General features: G+C 59.7%; 16 protein-coding genes. 5 read left to right on the forward strand and 11 right to left on the reverse strand.

Features of this window, described 5'->3' with window-relative positions; genetic code table 11:
* Positions 1-2: 2 nt before the first annotated feature.
* From HFK74_RS12575 to HFK74_RS12615, 9 genes are all read right to left on the reverse strand, one after another.
* A complete protein-coding gene (locus HFK74_RS12575) occupies positions 3-812 on the reverse strand; it encodes a MetQ/NlpA family ABC transporter substrate-binding protein (protein ID WP_180203792.1) in 810 nt (269 codons plus the stop codon).
* A gap of 127 nt (positions 813-939) precedes the next feature.
* On the reverse strand, positions 940-2,298 hold the full coding sequence (locus HFK74_RS12580; protein ID WP_180203793.1) for an LLM class flavin-dependent oxidoreductase: 1,359 nt from the start codon (positions 2,296-2,298) through the stop codon (positions 940-942).
* Positions 2,298-3,491 (reverse strand): SfnB family sulfur acquisition oxidoreductase, encoded by a 1,194-nt coding sequence (locus tag HFK74_RS12585; RefSeq protein ID WP_180203794.1) that lies wholly within the window; start codon positions 3,489-3,491, stop codon positions 2,298-2,300. Before HFK74_RS12585 ends, HFK74_RS12580 begins: the two co-directional genes overlap by 1 nt.
* Before the next feature lie 23 nt (positions 3,492-3,514).
* On the reverse strand, positions 3,515-4,756 hold the full coding sequence (locus HFK74_RS12590; RefSeq protein ID WP_180203795.1) for an SfnB family sulfur acquisition oxidoreductase: 1,242 nt from the start codon (positions 4,754-4,756) through the stop codon (positions 3,515-3,517).
* Between the two features lie 173 nt (positions 4,757-4,929).
* Positions 4,930-5,664, reverse strand: a complete 735-nt coding sequence (locus tag HFK74_RS12595) for a hypothetical protein (protein ID WP_180203796.1) — start codon at positions 5,662-5,664, stop codon at positions 4,930-4,932.
* Positions 5,665-6,123: 459 nt separating this feature from the next.
* On the reverse strand, positions 6,124-6,879 hold the full coding sequence (tcyN, locus tag HFK74_RS12600; protein ID WP_180203797.1) for an L-cystine ABC transporter ATP-binding protein TcyN: 756 nt from the start codon (positions 6,877-6,879) through the stop codon (positions 6,124-6,126).
* A gap of 4 nt (positions 6,880-6,883) precedes the next feature.
* Positions 6,884-7,549, reverse strand: coding sequence for a cystine ABC transporter permease (gene tcyL, locus HFK74_RS12605; protein WP_180203798.1), 666 nt, complete (start codon positions 7,547-7,549; stop codon positions 6,884-6,886).
* Complete coding sequence (tcyJ, locus tag HFK74_RS12610; protein WP_008057611.1) at positions 7,549-8,349, reverse strand: cystine ABC transporter substrate-binding protein; 801 nt, start codon at positions 8,347-8,349, stop codon at positions 7,549-7,551. Before tcyJ ends, tcyL begins: the two co-directional genes overlap by 1 nt.
* Positions 8,350-8,562: 213 nt before the next feature.
* Positions 8,563-9,555 carry a D-cysteine desulfhydrase gene (locus HFK74_RS12615; RefSeq protein WP_180203799.1) on the reverse strand — a complete coding sequence of 331 codons (993 nt, stop codon included), beginning with the start codon at positions 9,553-9,555 and terminating at the stop codon, positions 8,563-8,565.
* Positions 9,556-9,745: 190 nt separating this feature from the next.
* Here HFK74_RS12615 and epsC point away from each other — a divergent pair, with 190 nt between their 5' ends.
* Both epsC and betT read left to right on the forward strand, forming a co-directional pair.
* Entirely contained in the window at positions 9,746-10,672 is a 927-nt protein-coding gene (gene epsC / locus HFK74_RS12620) for a serine O-acetyltransferase EpsC (RefSeq protein ID WP_180203800.1), read from the forward strand.
* Positions 10,673-11,050: 378 nt separating this feature from the next.
* Entirely contained in the window at positions 11,051-13,006 is a 1,956-nt protein-coding gene (gene betT, locus HFK74_RS12625) for a choline transporter BetT (protein ID WP_180204143.1), read from the forward strand.
* 8 nt (positions 13,007-13,014) lie between these two features.
* Here betT and HFK74_RS12630 read toward each other — a convergent pair whose 3' ends face one another.
* Positions 13,015-13,275, reverse strand: a complete 261-nt coding sequence (locus HFK74_RS12630) for a hypothetical protein (RefSeq protein ID WP_180203801.1) — start codon at positions 13,273-13,275, stop codon at positions 13,015-13,017.
* A gap of 69 nt (positions 13,276-13,344) precedes the next feature.
* The gene (locus HFK74_RS12635) at positions 13,345-14,085 is read right to left on the reverse strand and encodes an SDR family oxidoreductase (protein WP_180203802.1); all 741 of its coding nucleotides are present in this window, start codon (positions 14,083-14,085) and stop codon (positions 13,345-13,347) included.
* A 114-nt stretch (positions 14,086-14,199) separates the two neighbouring features.
* Here HFK74_RS12635 and HFK74_RS12640 point away from each other — a divergent pair, with 114 nt between their 5' ends.
* The 3 genes from HFK74_RS12640 (at position 14,200) to HFK74_RS12650 (ending at position 15,863) form a co-directional block, all read left to right on the forward strand.
* Positions 14,200-15,090: a LysR family transcriptional regulator gene (locus HFK74_RS12640; protein WP_180203803.1), complete on the forward strand. Its 891-nt coding sequence runs from the start codon at positions 14,200-14,202 to the stop codon at positions 15,088-15,090.
* Positions 15,091-15,219: 129 nt separating this feature from the next.
* Complete coding sequence (locus HFK74_RS12645) at positions 15,220-15,402, forward strand: type II toxin-antitoxin system HicA family toxin (RefSeq protein WP_032831485.1); 183 nt, start codon at positions 15,220-15,222, stop codon at positions 15,400-15,402.
* A 59-nt stretch (positions 15,403-15,461) separates the two neighbouring features.
* On the forward strand, positions 15,462-15,863 hold the full coding sequence (locus tag HFK74_RS12650) for a type II toxin-antitoxin system HicB family antitoxin (protein ID WP_032831488.1): 402 nt from the start codon (positions 15,462-15,464) through the stop codon (positions 15,861-15,863).
* Positions 15,864-15,886: the final 23 nt, after the last annotated feature.

The following is a 15,886-nucleotide window of genomic DNA, read 5'->3' on the forward strand; positions in this document are numbered from 1 at the left end:
GCTCAGCTCTCCCAACCGGCTTGGTAGAGCTTGCCGTGGGCTTTATCCAGAGCGGCGCGAACGGCCGGCGAGTGCTGGTAGATGTCGACAAACTTGATCAGGCGCGGGTCGGTTTTGCTTTTCGGCTGGATCACGAACTGGATCACATATTCCTTGTGGTCGAGGCCGTCGAACAGCAGGGCAGAACCGGCGTCGAAGGTTTTCGCCAGGCGGATGTAAGCCGGGTAGCCCTGGACAAGATCGGCGTCGTCATAGGCCCGTACCAGCTGCACGGCTTCGACTTGGAGGATTTTGATTTTTTTCGGGTTGGCGATGATGTCTTCTTCGGTGGCCTTGTAGCCGACGCCTGTTTTGAGGGTGATCAAGCCGGCCTTGGCCAACAGCTGCAAGCCACGACCGCTGTTGATCGGATCGTTGGCGATGGCCACGCTGGCGCCTTGGGGCAGTTCGTCGAAGCTTTTGTATTTCTTCGAGTAGAGACCGACGTTGTTGATGATCCCTGGTGCGAAGGGCACGAGGTCAAACCCGGAGGCATTCTTGGCGTTTTCCAGGAACGGGATGTGCTGGAAGTAGTTCACGTCGATGTCGCCGGCGGCGAGGCTGACGTTGGGCGCGATCCAGTCGGTGAACTCCACCAGTTCCACTTTCAGGCCTTGTTTGCCGGCCTCTTCTACGGCCGCTTCCAGGGGAATGGCGAAGGCGGCGGTGGTGCCGATTTTCAGGGGCGCGTCGGCGGCGAACACCGCAGAGCTGAACAGGCCGAGGGCCAGGGCCAGTGCTTTGACTGGGTGGGTCAGGAGTTTCTTGGTCATGTTGGTTTTTCCAGTCAGTGCATAAATTTAGGGTGTTCGGGCGGGCCTCTTCGCTGGCAAGCCAGCTCCTACAGTGGGTTTATGGCATTCACAAAACCTTGTAGGAGCTGGCTTGCCAGCGAAGCTTTTAGCGGCGGTAAGCCGATCCCGTATGTTGCTCAGGCAAGTGCGCCTCACCGTGAAACAGCTTTTCGCGCAACGAGCCATTGTCGTAAGCGGTCTTGTACGACCCACGCCGCTGCAACTCCGGAATCACCAGCTCGATGAAATCCACATAGCTTTCCGGCGTAACGATGCGCGTCAGGTTGAAGCCGTCCAGGCCGGTTTCGGCGATCCACGATTCCAGTTCGTCGGCCACCTGCCCAGGCGAACCGACCACGGTGATGTAGCGCCCACCGAGGGCGTGTTGCTCGAGCAATTTGCGTCGGGTCCAGTCGTTGTTCTGCAGGTTTTTGGTCGCCGACTGGATCGCGTTGCTCTTGACGTACTGGATCGGTTCGTCGATGGCGTATTCGGAAAAATCGATACCGGTAGACGCCGAAAAATGCGCCACGCCGGCCTCGGCGCTGGCGTAGCTCAGGTATTCGGCGTGCTTGGCCCAGGCCAGTTCTTCAGTGGCGCCGACGACCACGTTCAGCCCCATGAACACCTTGATGTCCTCAGGATTACGCCCGGCCTCGACAGCGCTGGCGCGGACCTTGTCCACCTGAATCTTGGTCGACGACTTGTTCGAACCGCTGATGAACACGCACTCGGCGTGGCGCCCGGCGAACAGCAAACCGCGATCGGAGCTGCCCGCCTGGAACAGCACCGGCGTGCGTTGCGGTGACGGCTCGCACAGGTGGTAACCCTCGACCTGATAGAACTCGCCTTTGTGCTCGACCTTGTGCACTTTTTCTGGCGCAGCGTAGATGCGCTGCTGCGGATCGTTGAGTACCGCGCTGTTTTCCCAACTGCCTTCCCAGAGTTTGTAGAGCACCTCCAGGTATTCATCGGCCTGGTCGTAGCGGCGGTCATGCTCGACTTGTTCGCTCAGGCCCATGGCCTTGGCCGCGCTGTCGAGGTAGCCGGTGACAATGTTCCAGCCCACGCGACCGCGACTCAGGTGATCCAGCGTCGACATGCGCCGGGCGAACAGGTACGGCGGCTCGTAGGTGAGGTTGGCGGTGAGGCCGAAGCCCAGGTTTTTCGTCACCGCAGCCATCGCCGAAACCAGCAGCAACGGGTCGTTGACCGGTAACTGGATCGACTCTTTGAGCGGCACGTCCACCGAGTTCTGGTACACGTCATAGACGCCGACGATGTCGGCGATGAACAAACCGTCGAACAGCCCGCGTTCCAGCAACTGTGCCAGGTCGGTCCAGTATTCGATCGTCTTGTACTGGGTCGAGGTGTCCCGTGGATGCGTCCACAAGCCATGGTTGATGTGCCCGATGCAGTTCATGTTGAACGCGTTGAGCAGGATCTTCTTTTTCGCGTCGGCCATCAGATGGTCCCCCGCAGTGGCGGGTTTTCATCGTTGAGGTAGTAGTTGCCGACCGCGTGGTATTTCCAGCGAACCGGGTCGTGCAGGGTATGCACCCGGGCGTTGCGCCAATGGCGATCCAGGCCGTGCTCGATCAGGGTGGCCTGGCTGCCGGCCAGTTCGAACAAGGTGGTGCCGGCGGCGAGGGAGACTTCGGTGCTGATAGCGCGGGCTTCGGCGACGGCGATCGACGCGGCGGCAACGCTCTCGGCGCTGGTGTCGGCCTGGGCCTTGTCGAGGAATTCACCGGCGCGTTCGAGCATGGCTTCAGTGGCGTGCAGGCGAATGCTCAAGTGGCCGAAACTCTTGAGGGTCAGTGGGTCGTCGGTGGCTTTTTCATGGGTGGCGTCGATCCACGGCCGGGTTTTGGTGCGCACGAAATGCAGCGCATCTTCATAGGCCGCGCGGGCGATGCCGGTGTCGATGGCGGCATGGAGAATCTGCGCCAGCGGGCCAACCGGTGTTGGACGCTCGAAGGCTGTCTGGAACGGGATCACGTCTTCGGCGGCCACAAAGACATCTTCGAACACCACCGAACCGCTGCCGGTGGTGCGCTGGCCGAAGCCGCTCCAGTCGTCGATCACCGTCAGGCCCTTGCTGTCGCGCGGGACGAAGGCCAGTTGCTGCACACCGTTTTCATCGATCACCGAGGTCGGAATGCGCTGGGCGTAAATCGCCCCGGTGGCGTAGAACTTGCGGCCGTTGATGCGATAGCCGTCACCATCGCTCGTCAGGCTGGTGACGCGATCATGGGCTGTTTTGGTTCCGAGCTCTGCCAGCGCATTACCGAAGCGCTGACCGGCCAGTACTTCGGCGTACAGGCGCTTTTTCTGCGCTTCGCTGCCGTTCACGCGCAGCACTTCCAGCGCGTAGAAATGGTTCTGTGGGATTTGCCCGAGGGAGCCATCCGCCTGGGCAATCAGTGCGATGACCTTGGCCAGCGTGACGTTGGAAACGCCCGCGCCGCCGTATTCCTTCGGCACGCTGATGCCCCACAGGCCCGAGCGGGAAAACACTTCCAGCTCCGGGTGCGGCAAACGGCGTTCACGGTCGCGCAGGGCGCTGTCGCGTTTGAAATCTTCGGCCAGGTCGCTGGCGACGATCAGGGCTTGCTCATCGCTGGTGATGACCGCGACGGGGTGAGAAAGAGTCATAAGTTTCTCCAGATGTCTGGTCGTTAAATCCAGGAATGACGAGCGGGCAAAGTGCCGTTCAGGTGATAGGCGCCAACCGCGTGATATTTCCAGCGCACCGGGTCGTGCAGGGTGTGCACCCGGGCGTTGCGCCAGTGACGGTCGAGGTTGAATTCGGCAAGGGTGGCGCGGCTGCCGGCCAGCTCGAACAGCTTTTCGCTGGCCAGCAACGAGATCTCGGTGGTCAACACTTTGGCTTCGGCGACGGCAATCGAAGCGCGGGCGGCGGACTCGGCGGTGAGCGGCGCGGCGCTCACCTGGTCGAGCACCTGCCCGGCCTTGCGCAGCAATGCTTCGGCAGCGTGCAATTCGATTTTCAGCTTGCCGATATCGGCGATGACGTACAGGTCGTCGCTGGCCCGTTCAACGTTGGCGTCGACCCAAGGCCGTGCGCGGGTTTTCACGAACTCGATGGCGTCATCAAGGGCGCCCCGGGCGATGCCGGCATCGATGGCGGCCTGGATCAACTGCGAAACCGCACCCTGAGTATTGGGCGTGTCGTTGATCTTCCAGTTATCCACCACCAGCTCGGCGTCGACCCGCACGTTGTTGAGCAAGATGGTGCCGCTGGCGGTGGTGCGCTGGCCGAAACCGGACCAGTCATCGACGATGCGCAGCCCCGGCGTACCGCGACGAACGAAGGCCAGCACTTGCTTGCCGTCGTCATTGAGCGCCTTGACCGCGACCCAGTGCGCGAACAGCGCGCCGGTGGAATAGAACTTCTGCCCGTTGAGGACGAAACCATCGCCGTCGGCGGTGATGCGCGCCTTGAGTTCCAGAGTGTTTTTAGCGCCGCGTTCCGGTCCGGCATTGCCGATTCGCCAGCCTTCCAGAACGCTCTTGAACAGCTGTTTTTTCTGCGCCTCGGTGGCGCTGCCGAGTACCAGGTTGAGGATGCCGAACTGGTTCTGTGGAATCTGCCCCAGGGCCGGGTCCGCCGCGGAAATGATCGCGAAGACTTCGGCCAGGGTGACGAATGAAACCTGCGGGCCACCGTACTCGCGGGGAATGGCGATACTGCCCAGGCCACTTCGGGTGAATTGTTCGATTTCCGACCACGGCAGCTTGCGCTGCCGGTCGCGCCTGGCTGCTTGCAGGCGCGCGACCTGCGCCAGCTCAAAGGCGGCCTTGATGGCTTGAGCGTCGTTGCGCAGCACTTGCGCGGGCAACAACAATGGGGCGATGTCCAGGTCACTCTGGACGATTGCATCAGCCAGACTGGACATCAGTGCCACTCCTTGGCTACACGCAATGCCCTGGCGATCTGCACTGGGGTGATTGTGTTCCGGACCATACCTACCTCACATCTCATGAAAACGCCGCAGGGTGCGGCGAACGAAAACAAGAATGTCCGGTGGTCCGGTTTATATACCCTAAACGTGTATAAATGTTTTTTGAACTAACTTTTAGGAATATGTATAGAAGGTCGATTGGCACAGCCAATCTTCAACGTCCGTGCTGGCGCCCAGCGCGAATTGTTGCCTACGCGATCGAGGATGCAGTAAGTCACCTCCAGTCGCAGGTCTTCGCCGGCTTCAAGAATGATCGCCGGTGGCACCCAGACCTGAACCGGCTGGCCCACATCACTTTCCTTGAGTGGGGGCAAATCCATGCGGGCGTCGCCCCAGCGCAGGGTGATCTCGTCATCGACAGCCATGTTCAGGTACGGCTCGATGGTCACTGGCACGCCGCGCTTGACCTGGTTGGGGTTCACCCCCTGGCGGCGAATCGTTCCGGGAATGTTTACCGGGGCCAGGCTCTGGTTCTCGTCGCCACTGAGCGCAGACACCTGGCCGCCGGGACACTCGAGTTTGGACTGCACGCGCCTGGCAGGCGATACGATCGGTGCTTGCCCTATCTGCATGATTCGATAGTGGACGCGAGAGGAGCCACTGGCGATAAAGCTCTCGGGTACCCGAAGCAGGACGGGGCGGCCAATCTCATCGGCCATCAGGACCCTGGAGGCGACGTAGCAGTTGTCCCAGAACAGTTCGATCAGGTCGCCTTCGTCCATCGCGGGGTAGGGCGGCACCTCGATCAGCAAGTGCGTCGCCGAGGCGAGGTTGATTCCGGCCTTGTGCGATTGCGCCAGCATCGGGGCGGCAAGTCCGGTTTTATTTGAGGTGCTTGTCATGGAGGTCTCCTTGATGTTTTGCATTGAAGTCCGTTTCGGAAAAATAAAACGTGAGCTCGAACAGCAAAACCGTTCATTACTTTGATTTTTAAATAATGATTGAGCGTGATGGGTGCCGCTGGAAGGAGACTAGATAAGAGTGAGTCGGAGTAGGTGTCAATAGAGCAAGTTGGTTAAGTGGGAAGTTGGGTGTTATTCAGAATAATCCTACGCATTGAAGTTAATAAACTGTCCCGGCGCGTCGAATCTACCTGCTCTGAGCGCCATTTTTTGAGGGTTTGGCGCAGATTGGGTGCGACTGATGTTCAGTCGGTAAATCTGTTGCGCAATACATATATGTATCGATGGTGCTGACAAAGTGTGCTTGTCATGCACGTATATTTAATTATGTAAGAGTAGGAGGTTTTACGATGAGGGTGTCACTTCCATCCATGGAAGTTGACAGGTGTTACAAGGGGTTTAGTTGTGTGCGTTGTTCAGGAACTTGCTGAGGAACTGCTTGGTGCGCTCTTCCTTGGGATTCGCAAATAATGCCTTTGCTTCGCCTTGTTCGACGATCACACCCTTGTCGAAAAACACCACGCGATTGGCCACGTCACGGGCGAAAGCCATTTCGTGGGTGACGATGACCATGGTGCGGTTCTCGTCGGCCAGGCCGCGGATGGTCGCCAGCACTTCACCCACCAGCTCGGGGTCGAGCGCCGAGGTCGGTTCGTCGAACAGAATCACTTCCGGTTCCATCGCCAGCGCGCGGGCTATCGCCACACGCTGTTGCTGACCCCCTGAAAGGCGACGCGGGTAAGCGTCCTCCTTGCCTGCCAGGCCAACCTTGGCCAACAGTTTTTTACCCAGGGCAACGGCGTCGGCGTGCGCGATCTTCTTGACGATGATCGGGCCTTCGATAACGTTTTCCAGGGCGGTGCGATGGGGGAACAGGTTGAAGTTCTGGAACACGAAGCCCACGTGCTGGCGCAAACGGCGCACCAGGCTCTGTTGCTGGTTCAACGGGCGGCTGGTATCGACTTCGATGTCGCCGACCTTGATCCGGCCGCTGGTGGGTTCTTCAAGGAAGTTCAGGCAACGCAGGAAGGTGGTCTTGCCCGAGCCGCTAGGCCCGATGATCGCCACCACCTCACCTTCCTTCACTTGCAGATCGATGCCGTTGAGCACGACTTGACCCTTGAACTGCTTTGTCAGTTTTTCCACGACAATCATGGGGTCAGGACTCCTGGTCGTGCCGGTTGACCCGTGCTTCCAGCTGGTTCTGCAGGTGCGACAGCACCGTGGCCAGGACCCAGTAGATCAGCGCGGCGGCAAGGTACATGGTGAACACTTCGAAGGTGCGGGCGGTAATCAGTTGCGCCTGGCGGAACAGCTCCGGCACCTGGATGGTAGCGGCCAGCGCGGTATCCTTGACCAGCGAGATGAAGCTGTTGCCCAGTGGCGGCAATGCGGTACGCATCGCCTGCGGCAGGATGGCCCGTCGCAGGGTTTGCGCACGGGTCATGCCGATACTGGCAGCGGCTTCCCACTGACCGCGCTCGATGGAGCTGATCGCGGAACGCAGGATTTCGCAGGCGTAGGCCGCCATGTTCAGCGAGAAGCCGATCAGGGCCGCCGGCAGTGGATCGAGTTCCATGCCCAATTGCGGCAAGCCGTAATAGATCACGAACAGTTGCACCAGCAACGGCGTGCCGCGAAAGAACGACACGTAGATGCGGGCGATCCAGCTCACCAGCTTGAAGCGTGAAAGGCGCATCAGTGCCAGGCCGAAGCCCATCACCAGGCCGAAGAACATCCCGCCCAGGCTCAAGACGACCGTGTAGTACGCCCCCTTGAGCAGAAAGGGCAGGGAGTCCAGTGCGAGTTGAAAAGCTTCTTCCATTATTGGGTGACGTCAGCGCTGAAGTATTTTTCCGAAAGCTTTTTCAGCGTGCCGTCGGCGCGCAGCTTGTCGATGGCCTTGTTCACGGCTGCCAGCAGTTCAGGCTCGCCTTTGCGCAGGGCAATACCGGCTTCCTGACGGGAGAACGCATCGCCGGCAGCGGTGGTGTCCTTGGCTTTCTTGGCGTATTCCAGCGCGGCCAGGCGGTCGATCAGGATGGCGTCGATACGGCCGACACGCAGGTCCTGGAACTTGGTCGGATCATCTTCGTAGGTGCGCACGTCAGCGGTTGGGACATTGGCTTTGACCCACTGCTCGTAGTTGGTGCCCAGGCCTACGCCGACTTTCTTGCCACCCAGGTCGGCAGCCGACTTGATGTTCAGTTCGGCGGCTTTCTTGGTCAATACCAGCGCCTGAATCCCGGAGACGGTGTAGGGCTCGGAGAAGTCATACTTCTTCTTGCGCTCTTCGGAGATGGTCACCTGGTTGACCACGGCGTCCAGACGCTTGGATTCCAGTGCCGCGAGGATGCCGTCCCATTTGGTCGGTTGCAGTTTGACCTTCACACCCAGCTCTTTGGCCAGGGCTTCGGAGAATTCGACTTCGAAGCCGGTCAGCTTGCCGTCGGCGTCGACGAAACTGAACGGTGGGTAGGTGCCTTCCAGGCCGACGTTGATCACGCCTTTGTCCTTGATTTGTTGCAGTTGCTCACCGGCCACTGCCTGGCCGATCAGGCCGGCACTGAGTGCCAGGCCCAGCGAACCCACCAGCAGATTTCGACGTAGTGCGGAAAAATTCATGACAAGCCCCTGTGTTTTCTTATGGAAGACGCTTAAGGAAAGTTGGCAAATTCGGGATTTTGATGACTGCGTTATCCTGCCTTAAAGCAACGTACGCGTCGCGTTACAAATTCGCCTGCGGCGAGACTATATGATGACGCTTTTAGATTAGAAAATAATAAATTCTATTTTTGTTATGCTTTTAATGAATATATGATTTTCTAACGTCTGGCCCTACAAAAAGCTTGTATAGGCAAACAACGCCGGAGCCCCACCGGTGTGCAGGAAGATGATCGGTCCCTCATCGAAACGCTGGCGTCCAATCCCGTCCAGCAATCCCGCCATGGCCTTGCCAGTGTAGACCGGGTCCAGCAACAGGCCTTCCTGACCGGCCACCAGCTTCACCGCGGCCAGCGTCCCGGCATTGGGCTCGCCATAGCGCGGCGCGAAATATTCGTCCCACAACTCAACCTTGAAGCTCGCCGGCAATGGCACCCCCAACAACTCGGCGGTACGCTCGGCCAGGCCCTGTACTTTTGGCCGTTGATCTTCATCGCTGCGCGAAACCGTGACGCCGATGACTGGCAAATCCGGCAACGCTTCGCTCAACGCCAATGCCAGGCCGCTGTGTGTCCCGGCGCTGCCCGAGGCCAGGACGACCGCGGCAAAGTTCAGTCCGGTGTCCTTGATCTGCTCGGCCAGTTCCAACCCGGCTCGCACATAACCCAGGGCGCCCAGCGCATTCGAGCCACCGATAGGCACCAGGTACGGCTTCTTGCCGTTGCTGCGCAGACGGGCTGCCAGGGCTTGCAGTTGCTCGTCGGCGTTATCCAGGTTTTCTACCAGTTCGACCTTGGCATCGAACAGGTCCAGCAACAACCGATTGCCATTGCCGACATAGTTGGCGTCGTCGGTGCCCAGCGGGTTTTCCAGCAGGGCCACGCAGCCAAGACCCAGCTTGGCTGCAATGGCAGCGGTCTGGCGCACATGGTTGGACTGCAGCGCGCCGGCCGTGATCAATGTATCGGCGCCCTGGGCCAGGGCATCGGCTGCCAGGAATTCAAGTTTGCGCAGCTTGTTGCCGCCCATGGCCAGTGGGGTCAGGTCGTCGCGTTTGACGTAGACGTCGCGCCCCAGCCAGGCCGACAGGCGTTCGAGTTTTTCCAGGGCGGTGGGCTGACCGAGCAGGTCGAGACGATTAAAGCGGGCAAGCTGTTGTTTGATCATGGGTCCGTACTGGCGGTGAAAGGTCTCTGGACTATAGGCACGCCACTTTGTCGGGGCAACCGCCAATCGCTTATAGCCGATTGTGCTTACGACAGCACAATTGGTTCTTAATTTGGCTTGCGGGCCTTGCCGTAAAGTAATCGCCGTCAGTGCGGCCCGACAGTCCGGCCGCCCGTGAGGAGTTTTTACCGTGAGTGAGCGTTCCAGCCATTGGCAATTGCAAACCATCGTCAGCCAACTGCGCACGGCGCGTGAGCAGTGGCGTGCACAAAACGGCCGCGCCAGCGGTGAGCAGGGTGGTCGCGAGTTGCCGTCGCGGGCGGCCATGGCGGACATTCTCGAAGCGCTCTGCGGTGCGCTGTTCCCCATGCGCCTGGGGCCGGTGGACTTGCGCGAAGAGAGTGAAGATTTCTACGTTGGCCACACCCTCGATGTGGCGTTGAATGCGTTGCTGGCTCAGGCGCGACTTGAGTTGCGCTACGCCGCCCGACACAGCGCCCAGGCCGACACTGAAGTAGAGGCCAAGACCATTCAGATCATCCAGGACTTCGCCCTCGCGTTGCCGGCGCTGCGCAGCCTTTTGGACACCGACGTTCTGGCGGCCTATCACGGTGACCCGGCGGCACGTAGCGTCGATGAAGTGCTGCTGTGCTATCCCGGTATTCTGGCGGTGATCCACCATCGCCTCGCCCACCATCTATATCGCGCCGGGCTGCCGTTGCTGGCCCGGATCAGTGCGGAAATCGCCCACTCGGCCACGGGTATCGACATCCATCCGGGCGCGCAGATCGGCCGCAGTTTTTTCATCGACCACGGGACCGGTGTGGTAATCGGCGAGACCGCGATCATCGGCGAGCGGGTGCGGATTTATCAGGCGGTGACCTTGGGTGCCAAGCGCTTTCCAGCGGACGAAGACGGCCAGTTGCAGAAGGGCCAGCCGCGGCATCCGATCGTCGAGGATGACGTGGTGATTTACGCCGGCGCGACCATTCTGGGGCGGATCACCATCGGCAAGGGCTCGACCGTTGGCGGCAATGTCTGGCTGACCCGCAGCGTACCGGCGGGCAGCAACCTGACCCAGGCGAATTTGCAGCTGGATGATGGGGCGCAGAAGTAAGCTGCTGAATCTTCACTGACGACTCCGGCCTCTTCGCGGGCAAGCCTCGCTCCTACAGAGCTGCGTCGTTCGCATGTTCGACGCAAACCTGTAGGAGCGAGGCTTGCCCGCGAAGAGCTACACGACAATCCCCCCAGTTCCCGTGTCCTACCCATCTTTGAGCTAGCGTAAATCCACAACCGCCGAGCCCTGCGATTAGTCCTTAGCACCCTATTCATGTTTAACTTGAACGTTCATTCAAGTTAAACCGGTGGTTCGCTGCCCGCTCACAACAGGAGGCTTGCCTTTGCTGAGTCCGATTTCTACAGCCACGTTCGACCCCTCCGAGGTGCACCTTCAATGAGTGCATCGTCCATTCCCCCAAGCGGCCTGATCCGCATGAATCCGCCGGTGTTCTATTTCTCGGCGACCTTCATTCTGTTGTTCGGTGTCGTGGTCATGGCCATGCCCGAGCAGGCCGGCGCCTGGTTGCTGGCGGCGCAAAACTGGGCAGCCAACACGGTTGGCTGGTACTACATGCTGGCGATGACCCTGTATCTGGTCTTCGTGGTGGTCACCGCGTTATCGGGCTACGGCAAGATCAAACTCGGTGCCGACCACGACGAGCCCGAATTCAGTTATCTGTCCTGGGCCGGCATGCTGTTCGCCGCCGGGATCAGCATTACGCTGTTTTTCTTTTGCGTGTCCGAACCCCTGACCCACATGCTGCAACCGCCTCAGGGCGAGGCGGGCACGGCGGATGCGGCGCGGCAGGCGATGCAAATTCTGTTCCTGCACTGGGGCCTGCATGGCTGGGGCGTGTTCGCCTTTGTCGGCATGGCGCTGGCCTATTTCGCCTACCGGCATAACCTGCCGCTGGCCTTGCGCTCGGCGCTGTACCCGCTGATCGGCAAGCGCATCAACGGCCCCATTGGCTATGCGGTAGACGGCTTCGGCATCATCGCCACGGTCTTCGGTCTCGGTGCCGACATGGGCTTTGGCGTGTTGCACCTCAACTCGGGCCTGGACTACCTGTTCGGCATCGCTCATACCCAGTGGATTCAGGTCGGCCTGATCACGTTGATGATGGGCGCGGCGATCATCGTGGCGGTGTCCGGCGTCGACAAGGGCGTGCGGGTGATGTCCGACATCAACATGCTGCTGGCCTGTGCGCTGCTGCTGTTCGTGTTGTTCGCCGGGCCCACCCAGCATCTGCTCAATACCCTGATCCAGAACGTTGGCGACTACCTTGGCGCCTTGCCGATGAAGAGTTTTGACCTCTACGCCTACGACAAGCCCAGCGACTGGCTGGGTGGCTGGACGGTGTTCTACTGGGCCTGGTGGATCGCCTGGTCGCCGTTCGTGGGCCTGTTCATTGCGCGGATTTCCCGTGGCCGGACCATCCGCGAGTTCGTCTTCGGCGTGCTGTTGATTCCGCTGGGTTTCACCCTGGCGTGGATGTCGATCTTCGGCAACAGCGCCATCGACCAAGTGCTCAACCACGGCATGTCGGCGCTGGGCCTGTCGGCCATCCAGAATCCGTCGATGACCCTCTACCTGCTGCTGGAAACCTACCCTTGGAGCAAAACCGTGATCGCGGTCACGGTGTTCATCAGCTTCGTGTTCTTCGTCACCTCCGCCGACTCCGGCACCGTGGTGTTGTCGACGCTGTCCGCCAAGGGCGGCAACCCCGATGAAGACGGACCGAAATGGCTGCGGGTGTTCTGGGGCGCGATGACCGCGCTGGTGACCAGCGCGTTGCTGTTTTCCGGCAGCATCGATGCGTTGAAGTCAGCCGTGGTCCTGACTTCGCTGCCGTTCTCGCTGATTTTGCTGTTGATGATGTGGGGGCTACATAAAGCGTTTTATCTGGAATCGCAGAAGCAGATCGCACAGATGCATTCCCTGGCGCCAGTGTCCGGCTCGCGGCGCGGTGGTTGGCGTCAGCGCTTGAGCCAGGCGGTGCATTTCCCGTCGCGGGACGAGGTCTATCGCTTCCTCGATTCGACGGTGCGCCCGGCCATCGAAGAGGTGTCGGCGGTGTTTATCGAAAAGGGTCTGAGCGTCGTGACTCACCCGGAGCCGGTCAATGACAGCGTCAGCCTGGAAATCGGTCACGGCGACGAGCACCCATTCATCTATCAGGTGCAAATGCGCGGTTACTTTACGCCGTCGTTTGCCCGGGGTGGCATGGGTGCCAAGGAGCTCAATAATCGTCGTTATTACCGGGCCGAAGTGCATTTGAGCGAGGGCAGCCAGAACTACGACCTGGTGGGATACACCAAGGAGCAGATCATCAACGACATCCTTGATCAGTACGAAAGGCACATGCAGTTCTTGCACCTGGTGCGTTGAGCGGGCCTTCAGGTCTCGGTGGTCAACACCATGAACAACACCAGCGCCGCCACCGGGATACCGAACACGGCGCTGCCGACCATCACCTCCGTTCCCAATGGCTGGCCGGCATGCACGATGCCCACCGCGCCATTGATCAGCGTCAGGGCCAGCCACAGCACGATAAAGCTGTAGGCGAGGACCTGGCGGGGAAAGCCGATTTTTTCGCCGATGTACAGCATCATGGCGAGCAGGATCAGGCCGAACGTGATGATGATGGTGGTGTGCATGGTGTGTGCCTCCCTGTAGGAGCGAGCTTGCTCGCGATCGGCGCCGCCGCGGTTTCAATGTGAGCTTAGTTAAACCAGCCCGCCATTCACCCGCAGAATCTGCCCATTGACCCACGCCGAGTCCGGCCCGACCAAAAACGACACGACACGGGCAATATCCTCTGGTTGCCCGAGCCGCTCAAGCGGCGCCATTTTGGCGAAGTTCTGGATCTGCTCTTCGCTCTTGCCGTGCAGGAACAAGTCAGTCGCCACCGGCCCCGGCGCCACGGCATTGACCGTGATATTGCGCCCGCGCATTTCCTTGGCAAACACTTGGGTCAACGATTCCACCGCTGCCTTGCTGGCAATGTACACGGCGTAGCCCGGCAGGTTCAGGCCCACGGTACTGCTGGAGAAATTGATGATCCGGCCGCCGCTATTCAAGCGAGTGGCGGCTTCGCGCAGGGTGTTGAAAGTACCGCGCGCATGGATGTTGAAGTTCTGTTCGAACAATTCGTCGCTGTGTTGCGCCAGCGGCATGACCTTGAGAATGCCGGCGTTGTTCACCAGCACGTCGACCTTGCCCAACTGGGTCTCGGTCTCATCGAACATCCGGCGCACGTCGTCGGCACTGGCCACGTCCGCCTTGATCGCTATGGCTTGATGGCCAGCCGGACGTAACTCCACGACCAGTTTCGAAGCTTCGCTGGCGCTGTTGGCATAGTTGATCGCGACGGCGAAACCTTCGTTGGCCAGTTGCCTGGCAATGACCGCGCCTATACCGCGGGAGGCGCCGGTTACGAGGGCAACCCTGGAGGTTTGAGTAGTCATGGCGATGTTCCTGTCGATGGGGTGTGGGGCCAATTTCACATGTTTACCCAGGCCGATAAATGCAGCAGAGTTGCCTTGACTGTTCAATAATCGCCAACAATCAAGGAGCCCGCCGTGGATCAGGTCAAAGCGATGAAGGTGTTCGTCCGGATCTATGAGCGCAGCAGCTTTACCCTGGCTGCGAATGACCTGGATCTGCCACGCGCGACGCTGACCCACGCCCTGAACCAGTTCGAAGCCTGGCTCGGCACACGCTTGCTCGAGCGCAGCACACGCAAGGTGCGTCCCACGCTGGACGGCGAGGCGTATTACCTGCGTTGTGTGCAACTGCTGGCAGAGCTGGAAGAGGCCGAACTGGCGTTTCGCGGCGTGGCGCCAAAAGGGCGTCTGCGGGTCGACTTGCACGGAACCTTGGCCAAACATTTCGTGATCCCGGCCTTGCCGCAATTCATGGCGCGCTACCCGGACATCGAACTGTCCATCAGCGAGGCCGACCGCCATGTTGACCTCATTACCGAAGGTGTCGATTGCGTGCTACGCGCTGGCGCTCTTGGCGATTCCACGCTGATCGGCAAGCGTGTTGCGAACCTGCGCCAGATTACCTGCGCCAGTCCGGCCTACCTGCGTAAATACGGCGAGCCGAAAAGCCTCGACGACCTGAAAAATCACCGCGCGGTGAACTACGTTTCACGTACGACGGCCAAGTTGTTTCCGTTCGAATTCATGGACGATGGCGAGCTCAAGGAGGTGGCCATCGAGGGCGCCGTTTCGGTGTTTGGTGCGGAGATATATGCAGCCTCGGCGATTGCCGGGTTGGGTCTGATCCAGTGCCCGCACTACCGGATGGAAACGCAGATCGCCCAAGGGCAGATAAAGGAAGTCCTTATCGAAACACCGCCGCCACCGATGCCGGTTTCAGTGCTTTATCCACACAACCGACACATGTCGCCACGGGTTCGGGTGTTTGTAGATTGGTTGGGGGAGGTGTTTGCGGGGGCGCAGTAGCCGCTGGTCTGGGCGAGAAATCGGCGTAGCAAAATCGACTAATATTTTGCATAGTGTGTATGGTGTGTATTAAATCCCTGCTCCACCGCCTACATTACGTCGCAGTTGCTGACGAACAGGGCGAAGGGAATGCGGAGTCGGGAGATGATCAGGATGATCGAGGAGGATGGTTGGTATCTGGTGGCTGTGAAAGGCAGTCACCATCAATACAAGCATTCGCACAAGCCAGGTAGGGTGACGATCAAGCACCCGGACTCTGATCTTCCAAAGGGAACGATCAACAGCATATTGAAACAGGCGGGTCTGAAATGAGGCCTGTCATTGGATACGAGAGTCCCGATGCGGACTTGTCACAGGAAGGATTCATCCAAATGAAATTCCCGGTCGTTCTGCACAAGGATGCCGACTCAGACTACGGAGTGATCATCCCGGACGTACCGGGTTGTTTCTCCGCAGGCACGACAGTTGCCGAGGCATTCGAAAATGTGAAAGAGGCATTGTCCCTGCACTATGAAGGTCTGGTTGCCGATGGCGATCCACTGCCTCAGGTTCGCGAGATCGACGTCCATATCGATAACCCCGATTACGCTGGCGGCGTGTGGGGTGTGGTGGAGTTCGATGTCACGCCGTACTTCGGCAAGTCGGTGCGCTTCAACGCCACGCTACCTGAGCAATTGCTTGAGCGCATTGATCAGACTGTCAGGCGGGACCGGCGCTACAGCTCAAGGTCGGGTTTTTTGGCGGCTGCAGCTCTGCGCGAGTTATCGGCCTGACAGGAGCGTGGCAGATCCGTAAA

The sequence above is a fragment of the Pseudomonas sp. SbOxS1 genome (assembly GCF_013416725.1).
Taxonomy (GTDB): Bacteria; Pseudomonadota; Gammaproteobacteria; order Pseudomonadales; family Pseudomonadaceae; genus Aquipseudomonas.

Bases quoted from the DNA above. Each gene is read 5' to 3' on its own strand.
- HFK74_RS12575 (WP_180203792.1), bottom strand. From the start codon at position 812: ATGACCAAGAAACTCCTGACCCACCCAGTCAAAGCACTGGCCCTGGCC.
- HFK74_RS12580 (WP_180203793.1), bottom strand. From the start codon at position 2,298: ATGGCCGACGCGAAAAAGAAGATCCTGCTCAACGCGTTCAACATGAAC.
- HFK74_RS12585 (WP_180203794.1), bottom strand. From the start codon at position 3,491: ATGACTCTTTCTCACCCCGTCGCGGTCATCACCAGCGATGAGCAAGCC.
- HFK74_RS12590 (WP_180203795.1), bottom strand. From the start codon at position 4,756: ATGTCCAGTCTGGCTGATGCAATCGTCCAGAGTGACCTGGACATCGCC.
- HFK74_RS12595 (WP_180203796.1), bottom strand. From the start codon at position 5,664: ATGACAAGCACCTCAAATAAAACCGGACTTGCCGCCCCGATGCTGGCG.
- tcyN (WP_180203797.1), bottom strand. From the start codon at position 6,879: ATGATTGTCGTGGAAAAACTGACAAAGCAGTTCAAGGGTCAAGTCGTG.
- tcyL (WP_180203798.1), bottom strand. From the start codon at position 7,549: ATGGAAGAAGCTTTTCAACTCGCACTGGACTCCCTGCCCTTTCTGCTC.
- tcyJ (WP_008057611.1), bottom strand. From the start codon at position 8,349: ATGAATTTTTCCGCACTACGTCGAAATCTGCTGGTGGGTTCGCTGGGC.
- HFK74_RS12615 (WP_180203799.1), bottom strand. From the start codon at position 9,555: ATGATCAAACAACAGCTTGCCCGCTTTAATCGTCTCGACCTGCTCGGT.
- betT (WP_180204143.1), top strand. From the start codon at position 11,051: ATGAATCCGCCGGTGTTCTATTTCTCGGCGACCTTCATTCTGTTGTTC.
- HFK74_RS12630 (WP_180203801.1), bottom strand. From the start codon at position 13,275: ATGCACACCACCATCATCATCACGTTCGGCCTGATCCTGCTCGCCATG.
- HFK74_RS12635 (WP_180203802.1), bottom strand. From the start codon at position 14,085: ATGACTACTCAAACCTCCAGGGTTGCCCTCGTAACCGGCGCCTCCCGC.
- HFK74_RS12645 (WP_032831485.1), top strand. From the start codon at position 15,220: ATGCGGAGTCGGGAGATGATCAGGATGATCGAGGAGGATGGTTGGTAT.
- HFK74_RS12650 (WP_032831488.1), top strand. From the start codon at position 15,462: ATGAAATTCCCGGTCGTTCTGCACAAGGATGCCGACTCAGACTACGGA.